The sequence below is a fragment of the Phenylobacterium sp. CCH9-H3 genome (assembly GCF_001557235.1).
GTDB lineage: Bacteria > Pseudomonadota > Alphaproteobacteria > Caulobacterales > Caulobacteraceae > Phenylobacterium.
This window is the reverse complement of record NZ_LSJI01000126.1, coordinates 1-16878: the sequence shown is the minus strand read 5'-3', so window position 1 is coordinate 16878 and position 16878 is coordinate 1. Positions and strand designations below refer to the sequence as shown.

Here is a 16878-nt window from a genome sequence, read left to right as displayed (position 1 = left end):
CCGCCCTCGTCGCCGCCACCGGCATCGGCTTCACCGCCGCCAAACTCACCACCCCAAAACCACCAACCGCCGCCGAAGCGCCCGAAGAGGGAGAGGCGGCAGGCGCGGCACATGCGGCCGACACCCTCGTCATGGGCCCGGAACGGATCACCGCCTCCGGTGTCCAGGTGCAGACAGTGGCGACCAGCGGAATCGCCGGCGAAATCGTCGCGCAAGCCACCGTCGAGGCCGAACCGTCCGGGCAGGCGGCGCTGACCGCCCGGGCGGCCGGCTCGATCGCGCGCATCAACAAGCGTCTGGGCGACCCCGTCCGCGCCGGCGAGACCCTGGCCCTCGTCGAGAGCCGCGAGGCCGCTCAGATCGCCGCTGAACGCAGCGTCGCGGCCGCGAAGGCCGACCTGGCGCGCAAGGTGGCCGCCCGGGAACGGCGGCTCTTCGAGCAGAAGGTCAGCCCGCGCCAGGACTATGAGACCGCGCAGGCGGAGCTTGTCGCCGCCGAGGCAGAGGCCAGGCGCGCCGCGACCGCCGCGGGCGCGGCCGACGTCTCACGCGATGGACGCTATGTGGCGGTGATCAGCCCGATCAGCGGACGCATCACGGCGATGAACGCAAGCCTGGGCGCCTTCGTGCAGCCCGAGACGGAGCTTTTCCGCATCGCCGATCCAAGCCGCATCCAGGTCGAGGCGGCGGTGACGGCCATGGATGCGCGACGCATCCAGCCGGGTGACCAGGCCGTGATCGAGACGACCAGCGGGGAGACGCGCTCTGCCATCGTGCGCTCGGTGACGCCTGGCGTCAACGAACAGACGCGATCGGCCACCGTCGTCCTGTCGCTGGCCGGAGGGGGCGGGGTGCTCCAGCCGGGCCAGCTGGTGCGGGCCCGCATCGTTTCCCGGCAGTCCGCCACGACGGGCATCGTCGTGCCCGAGGAGGCTGTGCAGACCGTTGAAGGTCGCGACGCGGTGTTCGTGCGCACTGCGAAGGGCTTTCGGGTGCAGCCCGTGACGGTGGGCCAACGTACCGGGGGCCGGGTCGAGATCCTGCAGGGGCTGAGGGGCGGCGAGGCTGTCGCCACCAGGAACGCCTTCCTGCTGAAGGCCGAGCTCGGCAAGAGCGCGGAAGAAGAATGAGCCTCCCCATCACGTCTGGAGACATGCCGAAATGATCGGCCAAATTCTGTCCATGTCGGTGAAGGGGCGCTGGTACGTCCTTGTCCTGACCCTCATCATCGCCGGTCTCGGCGCTTGGCAGCTGGCGAAGCTGCCGATCGACGCGGTGCCGGACATCACCAACAAGCAGGTGCAGATCAACTCGGTGGCGCCCGCGCTGTCGCCGGTCGAGATTGAAAAGCGCGTCACCTTCCCGATCGAGACGGCGCTCGCCGGCATCCCCGGCCTGGAGTCGACGCGTTCGATCTCGCGCAACGGATTCTCGCAGGTGTCTGCGGTCTTTACCGAAAGCACCGATCTCTACTTCGCCCGCCAGCAGGTGGCGGAGCGGCTGACCCAGGCGCGCGACACCCTCCCGACCGGCGTGCAGCCCCAGATCGGTCCGGTCACGACCGGCCTGGGCGAGGTCTACATGTACACGGTCGAGTTCGCCAATCCGGGCGGCAAGGGCGCAAAGGTCAAGGACGGCGCCCCGGGATGGCAGTCCGATGGCTCCTATCTGACCCCGGAAGGCGAGCGGCTGAGCGACCCTGTGGCGCAGGCCGGTTATCTCCGCACCGTACAGGACTGGATCATCCGGCCGCAGCTGCGAACGGTGAACGGCGTGGCCGGGATCGACTCCATCGGCGGCTACGAGAAGCAATACGTCGTCGAGCCCGACCCGGCGAAGCTGGCGGCCTACGGCGTTTCCTACACGGACCTGGCGAAGGCTCTGGAAGCGGCCAACCTCTCCGTTGGCGCGAACTTCATCCAACGGGCGGGCGAAGCCTATCTGGTGCGCGCCGACGCTCGGGTCCGGACGCTGGACGAGATCGCCAACGCGGTGATCGCCACCCGTCAAACGGTGCCGGTGACGGTCAAGGATGTCGCCACCGTCCGCGTCGGCGGGGATCTGCGCACCGGCGCGGCCACCAAGAACGGCCAGGAAACAGTCGTGGGCACCGCGCTCATGCTGATCGGCGAGAACAGCCGGACCGTCGCCAAGGCGGTCGGCGAGAAACTCACGGAAGTGAAGAAGTCGCTGCCGCCGGGGATCGTGGTCAATGTCGGCCTCGACCGCTCCGTGCTGGTGAACGCCACCATCGGAACCGTGGAGCGGAACCTCACGGAGGGCGCTATTCTCGTGGCGGCCACCCTGTTCCTGCTGCTCGGCAATGTGCGGGCGGCCTTCATCGCCGTGCTGATCATTCCCTTCTCATTCCTGATGATGGCGATCGGGATGAACAGCCTGGGCGTGCCCGGCAACCTGATGAGCCTAGGGGCGCTCGACTTCGGCCTGATCGTCGATGGCACGGTGATCATCATCGAGAACTGTCTGCTGCGGCTCGCGGAGCGACAGCACCATGAGAACCGGCTGCTGAACCTGAACGAACGCCTCGAGACGGTCCTTCACGCTTCGCAGGAGATGATCCGCCCCACCGTCTACGGGCAGGCGATCATCTTCCTGGTCTTCGCCCCGCTGCTGACCTTCACCGGCGTCGAGGGCAAAACCTTCTCGCCGATGGCCATCACCATCATGCTGGCGCTGGCCGCGGCGTTCATCCTGTCGCTCACCTTCGTGCCGGCCATGGTGGCCATCCTAATGCGCGGCAAGGTCGCCGAGAAGGAAGTCCGGATCATCCAGTGGCTGAAGGTTCGCTACGAACCTCTCCTGGCGCGGTCACTTGCGCGGCCCTGGCCGTTCATTGGCGCCGGGGTCGCCGTCTTTCTGCTCAGTGGGGTGGTGTTCACCACGCTGGGGCAGGAATTCATCCCGACCCTGGACGAGAAGAACATCGCCCTCGGCGCCTTGAAGATCCCCTCCACGTCGCTCGAGCAGTCCAAGACCATGCAGCAGCAGGTGGAGCGGGCGGTCGCCTCGCTGCCGGAGGTCCAGATGACCTTCTCCAAGACCGGCACCGCCGAGGTCGCCACCGACCCCATGCCGGTCAACCAGTCCGACAGCTTCGTCATCCTGAAGCCCAGCGAGGAATGGCCGAAAGGCGTCACCACGAAGGAACAGGTGGCCGAGCGGATCCTGAAGAAGGTCGAACCGCTGCTGGGCAACAGCTACGAGATCACCCAGCCGATCCAGATGCGCTTCAACGAGCTCATCGCCGGCGTGCGGGGCGACGTCGCCATCAAGCTCTACGGCGACGATCTGGACAAGATGAGCGCTGCGGCGGGCAAGATCGGCTTGGTGCTGCAGGGAATCCAAGGCGCCGAGGGCGTGCGCGTCGAGCAGACCGCTGGTGCGCCCACCCTGGACGTCCGGTTCGACCGCGCCGCCATCGCCCGCTTCGGCCTGACCGTTGAGGAGGTGGCCGACACGCTGGCCACGGCGCTCGGCGGCCGCGAGGCCGGCGCGGTGTTCGAGGGCGACCGCCGCTTCGACATCGTCGTGCGGGTGCCGATGACGCAGCGCAACGACCTGGACAGCCTCGGAGCGACGCCCGTGATGCTGCCGTCTTCGGACGGCGCGCCCAGCCAGTCGGTTCCGCTGCGCCAGCTGGTGGAGCTGCGCTTCACCGACGGCCTGAACCAGGTGAGCCGTGAGAACGGCAAGCGCCGCGTCGTGATCCAGGTGAATGTGCGAGACCGCGACATCGGCTCCTTCGTCACCGAAGCGCGCAGCAAGGTCGAGGCCGTGGCCCTGCCGACCGGCTCCTACCTGCAGTGGGGCGGCCAATATGAGAACCTCCAGGCCGCCACCCAGCGCCTGAGCATCGTGGTGCCGCTGTGCTTCCTGGCGATCTTCGTCATCCTGTTCATGGCGTTGGGCGGGCTCGCCCGCGCCGTGGCGGTGTTCGCCGCCATTCCCCTGGGGCTGGCGGGCGGGGTGTTCGCGCTGGCCGTGACCGGGATCACCTTCTCGATCTCGGCGGCGGTCGGCTTCATCGTGCTGGCCGGCGTGGCGGTGCTCAACGGCCTCGTCGTGATGTCGAGCATCCGGCAGCGTCTCGACGAGGGCATGCCTGTCGCCAGGGCGATCTACGACGGCTCGGTTGAGCGCTTCCGACCCGTTCTGATGACGGGGCTCGTTCCGGCCATCGGCTTCATCCCCATGGCGCTGGCCCACGGCACCGGCGCGGAGGTGCAGAAGCCGCTGGCCATGGTGGTGATCGGGGGGCTGATCACCGCCACGCTGGTCACGCTGCTCGTGCTTCCCGCCATCTCCCAGCTCATCCTCAGCCTCGGGCGCAAGCCCGCGGCCGAGGGTGACCGTCCGGCAGCTCTCCAGCCCCAAGCGAGCTGACTGGACCCGCCGGCGCGGCTCCCCCCAGGCCGCGCCGGCGCCCACCTTCAAGAGGGAGGACAGCCATGCGCTTCCCCGCACTGCCGAAAGACCCCCTGCGTCACGATCGGGGACGGGCGGGGACGGCGAGCAGGAGGTCCGGACGATGCGGTCGGCTCATCGCCGCGGCGCTGCTTTGGGCGCCGCTGTCAGCCTGGGCGGCCCCGCACGAGGAACAGCCACTCGTTGTCGAGCCGGTGACGCCGGGCGTTTGGCGCGCTGACGCGAAGGGCATGATCATTGAATTCCTGGCGCGGTCCGGATCGCAGGGCGCCCTGTCGATACGGTTCATCGGCCAGGGCGGAGAGTCCATCGCCCCGCCGCCGGCGCGGCAGGTCATCCTGACGCCGCCCGGTGGGCCCACCGTTTCGTTCTCACCGTCCGCAGGCGGGTGGACGTCCACGACCCGGGCTCGCGCCCCTCAGGACGGCGCGCTCCTGAGCATCATCGAAGCCGATCACCGTCACGACTTCCGGCTCAACGTCCATGCGAAGCCCGATTCCACGCAACCAACCGAGAGAACGCCATGAAGGGTCTGTCTCGCCGCAGCGCCGTAGCAGCGCTTGCGATCGCCGGGCTCACGCCCGCACGGGCGCTCGCCGAGAGCCCGTTCACCGTCTACCGCACTGCTGGCTGTCAGTGCTGCCAGGCGTGGGTCTCGCAGATGGAGTCCGCGGGCTACCGACCACGGACGGTCATCGTCGACGATCTCGCGGACGTCCGGCTCCGCTACAAGGTGCCCGCCGACCTGGCCGCCTGCCACACAGCCGTGATCCACGGCTACGTCGTGGAAGGCCACGTGCCCGCTGAGGACGTACAGGCGCTGCTGCGGCAACGGCCCCAAGCCATCGGCATCGCGGTTCCCGGCATGCCCGCCGGCGCGCCCGGCATGGAGCAAGCCGACGGCCGCCGCGAAGCCTTTATGACCCTGTTGCTCCTGGATGGCGGCCGCAGGCGGATCTTCGCGCGTCACTGACCCACCATCTTCAGGAGAACCCAACATGCAGACACCCGGTCAAGCCGTCCTGCTTCGCATCTATACCGACGAGAACGCCCTGGTGGGCGACCGCTCGCTGATCGACGTGATCATCCGAAGAGCCCGTGACGCCCATCTCGCGGGCGCCACCGTGCTGCGCGGCCGCAAAGGTTTTGGGGAGTCCGCGCGGCTGCACGAGCACCGACCGTTCGACCTGAACGACAACCTGCCGGTCGTGATCGAGTTCGTCGATGAGGAGGCGCGGCTGCGCGCCTTCCTCCCCCAGCTGGACGACCTCAAGGACATCGGCCTGATCACCTTCGAGAAGGTCGAGGTGCTCCGCTATGGCGGGCATCACGCCGAGCGCCACGCGTAGCACGGCAGGAGCATCGACATGGCCCAGGCGGAGCTCCGCTTCCAACTTGAGTCAATTCTGGCAGGCGGGGCGGATGCCTGCGAGCGCTGCGTCGGCGTCCTGACATCGGTCGCACAAGGTCATCCCGCGGTGACGGAAGCACGGGTCGAGGCCAAAGAGGGGTCCGGAGAGCACCTGTTGATCCGCTTCGACGGGGATCGGGCGCCGGCTGGCCAGCTCCGCGCCTTTATCGAAGACTCTGGCGCGGTCATCGCGGAACGGTTCGGCCACTTCGTGTTCCGGATCGGGGGCGCGATTCATCCCCGCACGGCTCGGCGCGTCCGTGACCATCTCCGCGCGCAGATCGGCGTGATCCAGGCGGATGTGCGGCCGGTCGGCCGCGCCTTCGTCGAGTTCGACCGAGAGAAGACCAGTGAGGCGGCGCTGCTGGAGTCGGTCCGCACCCTCGGGGTCGAACTTCGATCATTTGACGCGGAGGCGCTTCCCTCAAATGCCGCAGCCGGAACCGTTGAGCCTCCGCCACTGCTGGACGGCCACCACACGGGACCCGAAGACCACGATCACCAAGAGGAGGAACATCGGCATGCTCATGGCCAAGGTGGGGACCATGAACACGCGCACGGCCACGGAGGCGTCTTCGGCGAACGCACGGAGCTGATCTTCGCTCTGCTCGCCGGCGCGGTCCTGGCCGCGGGATGGCTGATCGAGCGACGCGTCGCCGGTCTCGTACCGCTCGCCTTTTACGTCGCCGCCTACGTCTTCGGCGGCTTCTTCACCGTCCGCGAGGCGGTCGAGAACCTCCGCCAGAAGCGCTTCGAGATCGACACCCTCATGCTGGTGGCGGCGGCCGGCGCCGCGAGCCTCGGCGCCTGGGCGGAGGGCGCCTTGCTGCTCTTCCTGTTCAGCCTTGGGCATGCGCTCGAACACTACGCCATGGGGCGCGCCCGCCGCGCGATCGAGGCGCTGGCGGAGCTCGCGCCGGAGCGGGCCACCGTGAGGCGCGGGACAGCCACCGAGGAGGTCCCGGTCGAAGCCCTCGAGATCGGTGACGTCGTCATCGTCCGCCCCAATGAACGCCTGCCGGCCGACGGCGTGGTGATCGCCGGCGCCAGCAGCGTCAACCAAGCGCCGATCACGGGCGAGAGCGTGCCCGTCGACAAGGCGGCGGCTGCGGACGCCCAATTGGACTTCAACAAGGCCGGTCCCGAGCACCGGGTGTTCGCCGGCACCATAAACGGGGCCGGCGTGTTGGAGGTCCGCGTCGCCCGGCGTGCGACCGAGACGACCCTGGCCCGCGTGGTCAAGATGGTGGCCGAAGCCGAGATGCAACGCTCGCCGACCCAGAGGTTCACCGACCGCTTCCAGCGCATATTTGTCCCCGCGGTGCTCGGCCTCGTCGGCCTGTTGATGTTCGCCTGGGTCATTCGTGACGAGCCGTTCAGCGTCAGCTTTTATCGGGCCATGGCGGTTCTGGTGGCGGCCAGCCCCTGTGCGCTGGCGATCTCCGTGCCCAGCGCGGTGCTCAGCGGCGTCGCGCGCGCCGCGCGCGGCGGGGTGCTCGTGAAGGGCGGCGGACCGCTCGAGAACCTGGGATCGCTGACCGCGCTGGCGTTCGACAAGACGGGCACCTTGACCGAGGGCAAGCCGCGCCTCACCGACGTCGATCCGGCCGACGGCGTCAGCGAGCAGGAGTTGCTGGCCGTGGCGGTGGCTGTGGAGGCCCTCAGCGACCATCCGCTGGCCGCCGCCATCGCGCGCGACGGCGCGGAACGGCTGGGCGACCGGCCAAGCGCGGTTGCAACGGACGTTCGCAGCCTGACCGGACAAGGCGTCCAGGCCCTCGTCGACGGCGCGCCGATCCTGATCGGCAAGCCCGCCATGTTCGACGTCGGCGAAGGGCCCCGTCCTTCGGAAGCCGTCTGGAGCGACGCACGACGACTCGAACGCAACGGCCGCACCGTGGTGATGGTCCGCAAGGGCGACCGCTATCTCGGCAGCCTGGGGCTGATGGACACCCCCCGCCCACCGGCGCGCCGGGTCATCGAGCGCCTCCGCGCGCTCGGCATCGAGCGGATTCTCATGTTGTCGGGGGACAACCAGTCCGTCGCCGACGCGATCGCGCAGAGCCTGAAGCTCGACGAGGCCAAGGGTGGGTTGATGCCCGAGGACAAGGTCAGGGTGATCCAGGAGCTGAAGGCGCAGGAGGGCCGCGTCGCCATGGTGGGCGACGGGGTCAACGATGCGCCGGCGCTGGCCAACGCGACCGTAGGGATCGCCATGGGCGCAGCCGGGTCCGATGTGGCGCTGGAGACCGCCGACGTGGCGCTGATGGCCGACGACCTCAACCACCTGCCCTTCGCCGTGGGCCTCAGCCGCCGAACCAGCCGCGTCATCAAGCAGAACCTGTGGGTGAGCCTGGGCGTGGTGGCCTTCCTGATTCCCGCGACGCTGTTCGGCCTGAAGATCGGCGTCGCGGTGCTCTTCCATGAGGGCTCCACCGTCCTCGTCGTGGCCAACGCCCTGCGCCTGCTCGCCTACAAGGATCGTGACGCGTGACGTCTCCTGGAACAATTGTCGGACGGGCCGCGCACCTCGTGGCGTCGCCCGCGCTGTCCCGCGTGGCGGTAATCGCCGCGATCGCCTTGGGCCTTGCCGGTGGCGCGACCTTGGGCGGGCGCGCAGAGGCGGTGACTGCCTCCGTCCCGCACTCACAGTCCTTGGCCGCGCCGGCGGGTGACACGCCTGACGGCGTAGACCTCGACCAGGACGGTCGCACCGATTTGGCCTGGCCGCTGACGCTCGGCCAACGCGGCGAGGACGCCTACGGCTCCGGCGCCTTCGGCGCGTCCCGGGACGGAGGGCGACGGCGGCACAACGGGCTCGACCTGGTGGCGCCGGTCGGCGCCCCGATCCGCGCGCCGATTTCAGGCATCGTCACCCGGGTGGGGCAAGCCTACGCCGGCGAGCCGGAATTGCAGTTCGTCGAAATCACGAGCCCCACGACGCGGTACTCCGCGCGGGTCTTCTATGTCGGATCGTCTCGCGCCCCGGGGGCGCAGGTCACCGCCGGGGAGATCATCGGCCGGGCCCAGGACCTCGGCCGTCGATACGCGTTCGGCATGACGAACCATGTCCATGTGGAGTTCGCCGACCGGCGCGGCGCCGTCCTAGACCCTTTGGCCGTGCTGCCGGCATCCCCGCGTAGCTCCGACACATGAGGAATGGAGGAACATCGTGCGTCTAGTTGCAATCTTCGCAGTGGGCGTGGTCGCTTTCGCCGGGGTCGCCGCGGCAGCGCCAGCCGAGCGCGTGGAGGTCGCCACCGAAGTGATCCCGCTTACGGGCTTTCGACTGGAGCCCCCTAGCGTCACACGCGACGGCGAGTCTTTGCGGTTCCGGGGCTTCCTGTGCCGAAAGTCCGTTGCCATGTCGCCCTACCGCGTCCGCCTGGAACGACTCGCCAGTGATGGCCAGGTGCTGGGCGCTGCAACCGGGCGGGTCTCGGGGCTCTCGGGTCGCGGCCACCGCTGCACGATCTACACGGTCACGGCGCCCTGGCGTCTGGAGCCTGGAGACCGCGTACGGGCTTGCGCGCAACGGGGAGACGGGCCGTGCCCCGCCGGTGGCTGAGGGTCAGGGCTTGGCGCCGGCGTCGCCAGGGGAGGCTCGAACGGCCAGGCGCTCGCGCCCGGCTTCTCACGCGGGTGGTCCTGATCGGCATGGCGCTGCTCCTGGCCGCCTACGTCGCGCCGCTCTTCCTGTGAGACCTCGACATCAATCGTTCGGGCGCGTCCTGCGCGCCGAACTGGAAAGGAGCTGAGGGGCATGGTCGTGACCCAAGCAGTCGCTGTACGGCGTCGTCGCGCCAAGCAGGGAACCGTCGCACAGTGGCGCATGGCGGTCGCCTGCGGCTTGGCGGCGCTGAGCGCCACCGCGGCGAGAGGCGAAACGCTCCCCGACGCGATCACCCGCGCCTACGAGAGCAATCCGACGCTGGCGGCCCAACGCGCGCAGGTGAAGCTCGCCGACGAGGCCTATGTTCAGGCCCGGGCGGGGCTGCGCCCGCAGGTGAACGCTTCGTCCACGGCGTCCTACAGTCGGACCTCCGTCAACGCCGGCCGCGGTACGTTCGTCGACACCAATGGGGATGGGATCCCTGACACTGCGGTTACCGGATCGGGCGTGACCGAACGCAACCTGGGCAACGCATCCCTGTCCCTCAGTCAGCCGATCTACACCGGCGGACGCACGACGGCGTCGATTACGGCGGCCGAGGCCGAAATCCTCGCCGCGCGCGAAGCGCTGCGGGAGACGGAGGGGAACCTCGTGCTCAGCGTCGTCCAGGCTTACGTCGACGTCAGGCGGGATCAGCGGATCGTGGAAATCCGTCGGCAAGACGTGCAGACCCTCGCGCGTCGGCTCGAGGAAACCCAGGCGCGCTTCGATGTGGGCGAACTCACGGGCACGGACGTCGCGCAAGCCAAGGCGAGGCTCGGAACATCGAGAGCGCAACTCGCCGCCGCCGAGGGCCAACTGGACATCAGCGCCGCCGCCTATGCTGCGGTCGTGGGTGACGATCCCGGGGAACTTGCGCCGCGTCCGGATCTGGACCCCCTGCTCCCCGTCACCATAGCTCAGGCCTACGACACCGCGGAGCAGCAGAGTCCGCGGATCGGGGGCGCCGAACTGGTAGAGCGCGGGAGCCGCGCCCGCATCGCGTTCGCCAAAGCGCAACGCCGACCGACCGTGAGCCTTAGGACCGGCTACGGCTACTCCGGCCAGATCGACCCGTTCGTTGCAGATCGCCTCGCTCGCAACCTGTCGGCGTCCGTCGTGACGACCCTGCCGCTTTATTCCGGCGGGATACTGTCGTCGCAGGTGGAACAGGCCGTGCAGCGCAACAACATCGACCGACTTCGTTTGGAGACCACGGAGCGGCAGGTCCGCCAGGCGGTTGCGCAGGCATGGAGTCAGCTGCGGACCGCCCGGGCGGCGATCGCCGCCAACGAGGAGGTGGTGAAGGCCGCTCGGTTTGCGCTCGAAGGCGTACGTCTGGAATTCGAACTCGGTCTGCGCACCACGCTCGACGTCCTCAACGCGGAACAGGAGCTGCGAACCGGCGAGCTCGCCTTGGTCACCTCGCGCCGCGACGCCTACGTCGCCGGCGCCGCGCTCCTGAACGCGCAGGGCCGACTGGAGGCACGGGCGCTGGCGCCGCAGCTGGCCCTCTACGATCCTGCCCTCTCGTTCCGGCGTCGCGCGGCGCCCGGCGTCTGGGCGCCGATCGATCATCTGACCCAGGGCCTCGATCGCATTGCCGCCCCGCGCGGCGCAGCCCCCCTCGACCTGGCGGATCCGGCCAGGGGCCAGGCCAACGGTACGGGCACGGGCATCCGGCGTGAGTGAGCCGGCAAGGCGCGACCCCCGTCCCGGTCGACGGTCCGGCGGCGTTGTGGCCTTACAGGTGGGCTCTCGGCTGCGCATCCAGCGTCAGCAGGCCGGCCTGGGCCGTCAAGAGCTGGCTGACGCGCTCGGCGTAACCGAGCGACAATTGCGAGACTATGAAGACGGAACCGTTCGTGTGAGCGCCGCGATGCTGGTCCGGACCGCGAAGGTGCTTGGATCGACCGTCCTCGACTTCTTCCCAAATGTGAGGAGCCGGCCGGGGTCGGTCGCACGCCCCCGCTAGGCTTAGTCCATCGTTTCGGAAATCGGACCGCACGAGGAAGCGGGGAACGCCGCTGACCGCACCGGCCCTTGCGTGGTCGGCGCCTATAGCGCCGGGCGGGACTTCGCAGCAGGCTCAGGCTGCCGCGCCGGTCTCCGCACGGAGAGAGGCCTTAGCACTGCGAATTCGGCCACGCCGGCGCGGCGCTCGATGTGAAATTCGACGAGCGTTCCAGCGGCAACGCCTTCGAGAAGGTGAGGCGACGCCACGGGAAGCGTCAGGCGCATCGCCGGCCAGTCCGAGCCGGGGGACGGGTCGTGATCGAGGGTGATCGTCCGCGCCACCCTATCGACGGCTGTCACGTGACCGACGCCCTTGGCGCCCGCCGGGATCCCCGACAGGGCCGTGCCGTCCAGCGCCCCGTCGTGCTCGGGCGTCGCAAGCTGCCGGCGGTGGGCCGCCATGCCTTCGGGGGTGCGCCGGACGACCTGCCTTTCGCACGCAGATAGACAGAACCCCGCGAGCAGAATGAACAACGGCAGGATCGTCCGCACGGCCACTCCTCTGGTCCTTACCCCGTGCAACAAGGCGCTGAGCAACGGGAGGCTCCGATACATGACTGTAGCAGCGTTGCGCCGCCCGCCAGGCGGCGACTTTCGGGATTCAACCGAGAGCGCCTCATGACGCAGGGGCCTGTGTGCGGTTGTCGAGGTCGCGGGGCTCGATCGTCTTCATCTCCGCGCCGGGAGGCTGGACAGCGACTCGCGCAGACTCCGAGAACACCGGCGGTAGGCGGTCAAGCGGGGCGTACTTGCCGCAGCCCGCGACCGCCATGGGGAAGAGGGATCCGGCGAATAGCGGCTGCGAAGCGCATGCTGTCTCCATGCTGGCCAGAAGTGTGTCGTTGGTCGACCTGCACGATCCGCCAAGTTCCGACCGCCCCGACAACGCCGTCTCGAAAGAACTGTATCAGATCAAGGCGGCCTCGACACTTCAACCTACCGAGCGCAGAACGGGGGAAGGTTCACAGCCGAGCCGTTCCAGCCTATAGAAAGAGGGCATGACGCCGAGGGCGACATCCCGCCGGGCCAGCCGGTCCGCTCCGAAGAGACGTCACGCCTGGCGACGTCGGGTCACGACCGCGTTCACCGTGATGCTGGCCTGGCTGATGATCGTAGGCGGAGCGGTCGCTCCGTCGGTCGCGCATGCCGCCCTCGAGCCCACGCGGAAGGCCGCTCTCACAGTGGTGGACGGCGGCGTCAAGGATAGAGGCCAGGCGTCTGAACGCGGTGGCATTGTCCTCGGCTGCGCGGGCCACTGTGCGATGCACGCTTGGAGCCTCCCCGCGGAGCCCGGCGCCACACCCGCCGCAAGCTTTGCGGCGGCCAGCTGGCCCGACTCCGAGCTCGCGGGTGCGGTCGTGCGCCGGCCAGTCGCATTGGAACGGCCCCCTCGAGCCTGACGTGAGCGGACCCCGGCCCTCCCGGGCCGATCGATCTTCGTCAGACACCTCTGGGGATATACGCCACCATGCGCTCCGTTCTGCGTGCCATCACATTCCAGCGACGCTTGGCGATCGCTAGCCTCGCGGCTGCGGCTCTCGCCATCGGCGGCTGCACCACCATCACCAGCCATTCCGGCTATCAAGCCATCGACACCAATCCAGCCGACCTCGCCGTGGGCGCCGACACCAAGTCGACGGTGCGCGCGAAGCTCGGCTCGCCATCGGTCACCTCGACATTTGACCCGAACGTCTGGTTCTACGTCTCGCAGATCAAGGCCAGGGCCGCCTTCCGCCGGCCACAGATCATCAAGCGCGACATCGTCGCCCTCGGGTTTGACAAGGAGACCGAGGTCTTGAAGACCCTCGACACGCTGTCGCTAAAGGATGGGAAGGTGATCGCGTTCAACGGCCGGGAGACTCCGACGCGCGGCCGAGAGATGACCATCCTCGAACAGCTGCTGGGCAGCGTAGGCCGCGGCTCCATGCTCCCCCGTGACGATCAGGGTGTGCCGGGGAACCGACCGGGCGACCGGCGGCGCTGAGCTGGCTGGGAGGGCGTCGCCGAGCCTGTCCGGCGGCGCCCTCATCGAAGGGCGGCCTGCCGCGCCGGACGAGCTGGAGGGAGAGAACATGGAAGTGCGAGACCGTCCACACCGGGAAGGTCCACGCGCCGCCTGGGACAGTCGGCCGGGTGCGACGTGGCGCATGCTCGCAGGCCTGGCGATTGGCTTTGCCATCCTGGCGGGCAGCCTCTATGCGGCCGTCGAATATCGAGAGACCCGCGCCCACCGCCCCTGGCGCGGTGAGTTCGTCGTTGTCTCGCCACATAGCTGACCAGCTCTCACCGCCTTGGCCCGACGCGCCCACGAGTGGGTCGGCGATTGAGGCCGTGGAGCTGCGGATGAGATGCACCGAGCGCGCGCCGGATTCACGGTTGGGAAGCCCGGCGCGGAATATGAAGGTCGTGCGCGGTCGACCGCCGCAGGGGGTGGTTCGTCCGGCACAGCCAGCGGAGCCTTAGCTACTGGCCACCGCGAAGTCTTGGAGGGCTCAGATGGTCATGAGCGAAAACGTCCCCCAGGTGCTGCTCGTGGAAGACGAGCTTCTTATTCGAGATCTTCTTCAGGGCGCGCTCGAAGAGGCCGGTTTCGAGGTCGCCTACGCCGAGAGTGGCGATGCCGCCATCGATCTCTTGCAGTGCTCGGCCGGCGAACTCGTGGGTGTCGTGACCGACATCAACCTCGGAAGTGAAACGACGGGCTGGGACGTCGCTCGCGCGGCGCGACGCGCGGATCTGCGCATCGCCGTGGTCTATATGAGCGGAGGCAGCGCACATGAATGGGCCGCGGAAGGCGTGCCAGACAGCGCGATCTTGGCGAAGCCGTTCGCTCCGGCGCAGCTTGTCGTGGCGCTCGCCACCCAACTCAACAACATGGGATCCAGCGGCCGCGAGCCGTAGGCGCCGGCCGGTATGCGTTCGCGCCGCTTGGCCGCGGCTGGCCGAAGAACGCCCCGGGGCCCGCCAGTGGGAGGCTGCCCGGTTCCCAGGGCCTGCCCGCTGTCAGCCTTCCAAAGCAAACATGGTTAACGGTTCGGTCACCCGGGGCTGTCACAAGAGTATCATACCCGGAACGGCATGGACCGGGCGCCGGCGTTGGGGAGGTGTCGATTCCCCGCGCGGCCCAGGAGGGCCCCTTGCACGAGGTCATGCGGAGATCTGGCAGGCGCGGGCATCTCGCCGCCTTCGTGAGCCTGCTCGCCGCAGGGCTCATGGCGGTTCCCTCAAGCGCGGCCACATCCCGCATCAAGGATATCGTCCATGTGGAGGGGGTGAGGGAGAATGCGCTGGTCGGCTACGGGCTCGTCGTGGGCTTGGCCGGCACTGGCGACGCGCTGCGGAACGCGCCGTTCACGCAGCAAAGCCTGGAGGCGATGCTGGAGCGGCTCGGCGTGAACACCCGTGATGCTCGCCTCAACACCAAGAATGTCGCCGCCGTCATGGTCACGGCGAAGTTGCCACCCTTTGCGGCGGCGGGTTCACAGGTCGATGCGACCGTCTCCGCCATGGGATCGGCCAAGAGCCTGCTGGGCGGCACGCTGCTGGTCACCCCGCTGCTGGGCGCCGATGGCCAGACCTATGCGGTGGCGCAGGGCTCGGTTCAGACCGGCTCTGTGTCTGCGAGCGGCGCATCCGGGTCTTCCGTGACCAAGGGCGTGCCGACGTCCGGCCGCATCGCCAGCGGCGCCACCGTCGAGCGCGAGACCGGGTTCCAGTTCAACGCCATGCGGCAGTTCCGCCTCAATCTGCGGAATCCGGACTTCACCACGGCGGTCCGCGTGGCCGAGGCGATCAACCGCCGTTACCCTGACACCGCAAGAGCCCAGAGTCCGACCATCGTCCAGCTATCCGTTCCGGCGACCGCGACCGCCGCCGGGTTCATGACAGCCGTCGAAGCCCTGCCTGTCGAGACCGACACGCCCGCGCGGGTGGTCATTGACGAGGTGGCCGGCGTCATCGTCATGGGCGCCGACGTTCGGATTTCCACGGTGGCGATCAGCCAAGGCAACCTCACGATCTCCGTGCGGGAGACGCCCGCGGTGAGCCAGCCCTCGCCGTTCAGCCGAGGCGAGACCGTCGTGACGCCGCAGTCCAGCGTTGAGGTGGACGAAGAGAAGGGAAGGGGGCTCGTCCGCCTGCCGGTTGGCGCCTCGCTGGGCAGCCTGGTGAGCGGACTGAACGCGTTGGGTGTCACGCCCCGGGACATGATCTCGATACTCCAAGCCATCAAGGCGGCCGGCGCGCTGCAGGCTGAGATCGAGGTGTTGTGAACTCACCCTGAAGCGCCAAGTGGCGCTTGGGGGGCGCCTGGGTCCGGTCATGCGAGGAAGGTCAACCCAGAGCCTCTTGGCTCGCCGCTGCGGCTGTTCGCCCCTTGCGTTTGCGCCGGACCCGAGGTCTAAGGGCGCCGTGATCGCCAAGGCCCTTACGATGTATGTTGAGCGGGACGTGGCGCGACGCCACGTCGTCGCCTGGCTGCATTTGGTCGTGGCTGTCGTTGTGTTTTTCGCGGCGATGCATCCTCAGACCCATGCGTTTGGAGCTTCTGCGCCAACGGGCATGGCCGCCGACACCCGCATTGAGGCGTCCTTTACGCAGCTGGCGGATTTCGCACCAAATGATGCGCCGACGGCGCCCGACAGCGGTTCGGCGTGTGCCGGAAGCTGCAAGGTTGAACTGGCCGCGCCGGCCCACTTTGTGGCGCCGGCCTATATTCCCGTGGTTCGAGCGGGCTGGCCTGTGCTGGACGACCAGTGGGCGCAGGTGACGCGCCCGTCGCGCTTGGAGCGGCCACCCCGAGCCTGATGCGGACCTCGGCGCCGTTGGGCGCCTGAAGCCTTTGCATCTGGATCATCGGGGATAACGACTTTCATGACATTCATCATGCGCGGGCGGCTGCGATATGCAGCCGTGAGCGCGGCGGCGATCCTTGGCGCATGGGCGTCGGGACGCGGCGCGGCGGCCGAACCGGCCCCGCCCTACCGGGAGCTGCTGGCCCAGGCGCAGTCGAGCGCGCCCCGGCTGGCCGAAGCCGAAGCCGGCGTGCGCCAGGCCCAGGGCCTGGCCCGCCAGGCGGCGGCGCGCCCCAATCCGACCGCCTCGGTCGAGATGGAGAACTTCAGCGGCACCGGTCCCTATCGGGGCACGGGCGTCGCGGAGACCACCTTCTCGGTGGGCCTGCCGGTGGAGCTCGGCGGCAAGCGCGGCGCGCGGATCGCCGCCGGCCGGGCCGGGGTCGACGCGGCGCGGGCGCGGCTAGCCCAGGCGCGCGCCGACTACGCCTTCGAGCTGGCCGCCGCCTACGCCGAGGCCGAGGCCGCCGAGCGGCGGGTGACCCTGGCCCAGGAGTCGC

At 68.9% G+C, this 16878-nt stretch carries 16 protein-coding genes; 15 read left to right on the top strand and 1 reads right to left on the bottom strand.

The features are described from left to right. From AX721_RS12770 to AX721_RS28775, 10 genes are all read left to right on the top strand, one after another. On the top strand, window positions 1-1130 hold a 1130-nt coding region (locus AX721_RS12770; RefSeq protein ID WP_068876391.1), incomplete at its 5' end, for an efflux RND transporter periplasmic adaptor subunit. Between the two features lie 31 nt (window positions 1131-1161). Then, window positions 1162-4404, top strand: coding sequence for an efflux RND transporter permease subunit (locus AX721_RS12765; protein ID WP_082765809.1), 3243 nt, complete (start codon window positions 1162-1164; stop codon window positions 4402-4404). A 65-nt stretch (window positions 4405-4469) separates the two neighbouring features. Beyond that, complete coding sequence (locus AX721_RS12760; protein WP_068876390.1) at window positions 4470-4973, top strand: hypothetical protein; 504 nt, start codon at window positions 4470-4472, stop codon at window positions 4971-4973. Beyond that, window positions 4970-5419, top strand: a complete 450-nt coding sequence (locus AX721_RS12755) for a DUF411 domain-containing protein (protein ID WP_068876389.1) — start codon at window positions 4970-4972, stop codon at window positions 5417-5419. Before AX721_RS12760 ends, AX721_RS12755 begins: the two co-directional genes overlap by 4 nt. A 25-nt stretch (window positions 5420-5444) precedes the next feature. Further along, window positions 5445-5795 carry a DUF190 domain-containing protein gene (locus AX721_RS12750; RefSeq protein ID WP_068876388.1) on the top strand — a complete coding sequence of 117 codons (351 nt, stop codon included), beginning with the start codon at window positions 5445-5447 and terminating at the stop codon, window positions 5793-5795. Between the two features lie 18 nt (window positions 5796-5813). Beyond that, on the top strand, window positions 5814-8351 hold the full coding sequence (locus tag AX721_RS12745) for a heavy metal translocating P-type ATPase (RefSeq protein ID WP_068876387.1): 2538 nt from the start codon (window positions 5814-5816) through the stop codon (window positions 8349-8351). Then, a complete protein-coding gene (locus tag AX721_RS12740; protein WP_231733461.1) occupies window positions 8348-9013 on the top strand; it encodes a M23 family metallopeptidase in 666 nt (221 codons plus the stop codon). The genes AX721_RS12745 and AX721_RS12740 overlap by 4 nt, the downstream gene beginning before the upstream one ends. A 393-nt stretch (window positions 9014-9406) precedes the next feature. Next, on the top strand, window positions 9407-9559 hold the full coding sequence (locus AX721_RS28330; protein WP_231754715.1) for a hypothetical protein: 153 nt from the start codon (window positions 9407-9409) through the stop codon (window positions 9557-9559). Between the two features lie 61 nt (window positions 9560-9620). Further along, complete coding sequence (locus tag AX721_RS12735) at window positions 9621-11201, top strand: TolC family outer membrane protein (RefSeq protein WP_082765810.1); 1581 nt, start codon at window positions 9621-9623, stop codon at window positions 11199-11201. Further along, entirely contained in the window at window positions 11194-11484 is a 291-nt protein-coding gene (locus AX721_RS28775) for a helix-turn-helix domain-containing protein (RefSeq protein WP_369807900.1), read from the top strand. The genes AX721_RS12735 and AX721_RS28775 overlap by 8 nt, the downstream gene beginning before the upstream one ends. A gap of 83 nt (window positions 11485-11567) precedes the next feature. On the opposite strand, the gene AX721_RS12730 is transcribed toward AX721_RS28775, so the two are convergent. Continuing rightward, a complete protein-coding gene (locus AX721_RS12730) occupies window positions 11568-11927 on the bottom strand; it encodes a copper-binding protein (protein WP_231754714.1) in 360 nt (119 codons plus the stop codon). Between the two features lie 1066 nt (window positions 11928-12993). On the opposite strand from AX721_RS12730, the gene AX721_RS12725 reads away from it, so the two are divergent. The 5 genes from AX721_RS12725 to AX721_RS12705 all read left to right on the top strand — a co-directional run. Further along, a complete protein-coding gene (locus AX721_RS12725) occupies window positions 12994-13509 on the top strand; it encodes an outer membrane protein assembly factor BamE (RefSeq protein ID WP_068876383.1) in 516 nt (171 codons plus the stop codon). Between the two features lie 512 nt (window positions 13510-14021). After that, window positions 14022-14426 carry a response regulator gene (locus AX721_RS12720; protein WP_197422552.1) on the top strand — a complete coding sequence of 135 codons (405 nt, stop codon included), beginning with the start codon at window positions 14022-14024 and terminating at the stop codon, window positions 14424-14426. Window positions 14427-14674: 248 nt separating this feature from the next. Then, entirely contained in the window at window positions 14675-15796 is a 1122-nt protein-coding gene (locus AX721_RS12715; RefSeq protein WP_068876392.1) for a flagellar basal body P-ring protein FlgI, read from the top strand. A 139-nt stretch (window positions 15797-15935) separates the two neighbouring features. Then, window positions 15936-16331 carry a hypothetical protein gene (locus AX721_RS12710; protein ID WP_068876382.1) on the top strand — a complete coding sequence of 132 codons (396 nt, stop codon included), beginning with the start codon at window positions 15936-15938 and terminating at the stop codon, window positions 16329-16331. Between the two features lie 66 nt (window positions 16332-16397). Continuing rightward, window positions 16398-16878 (top strand): TolC family protein (locus AX721_RS12705; protein ID WP_197422551.1); only part of this gene is annotated, 481 nt, incomplete at its 3' end.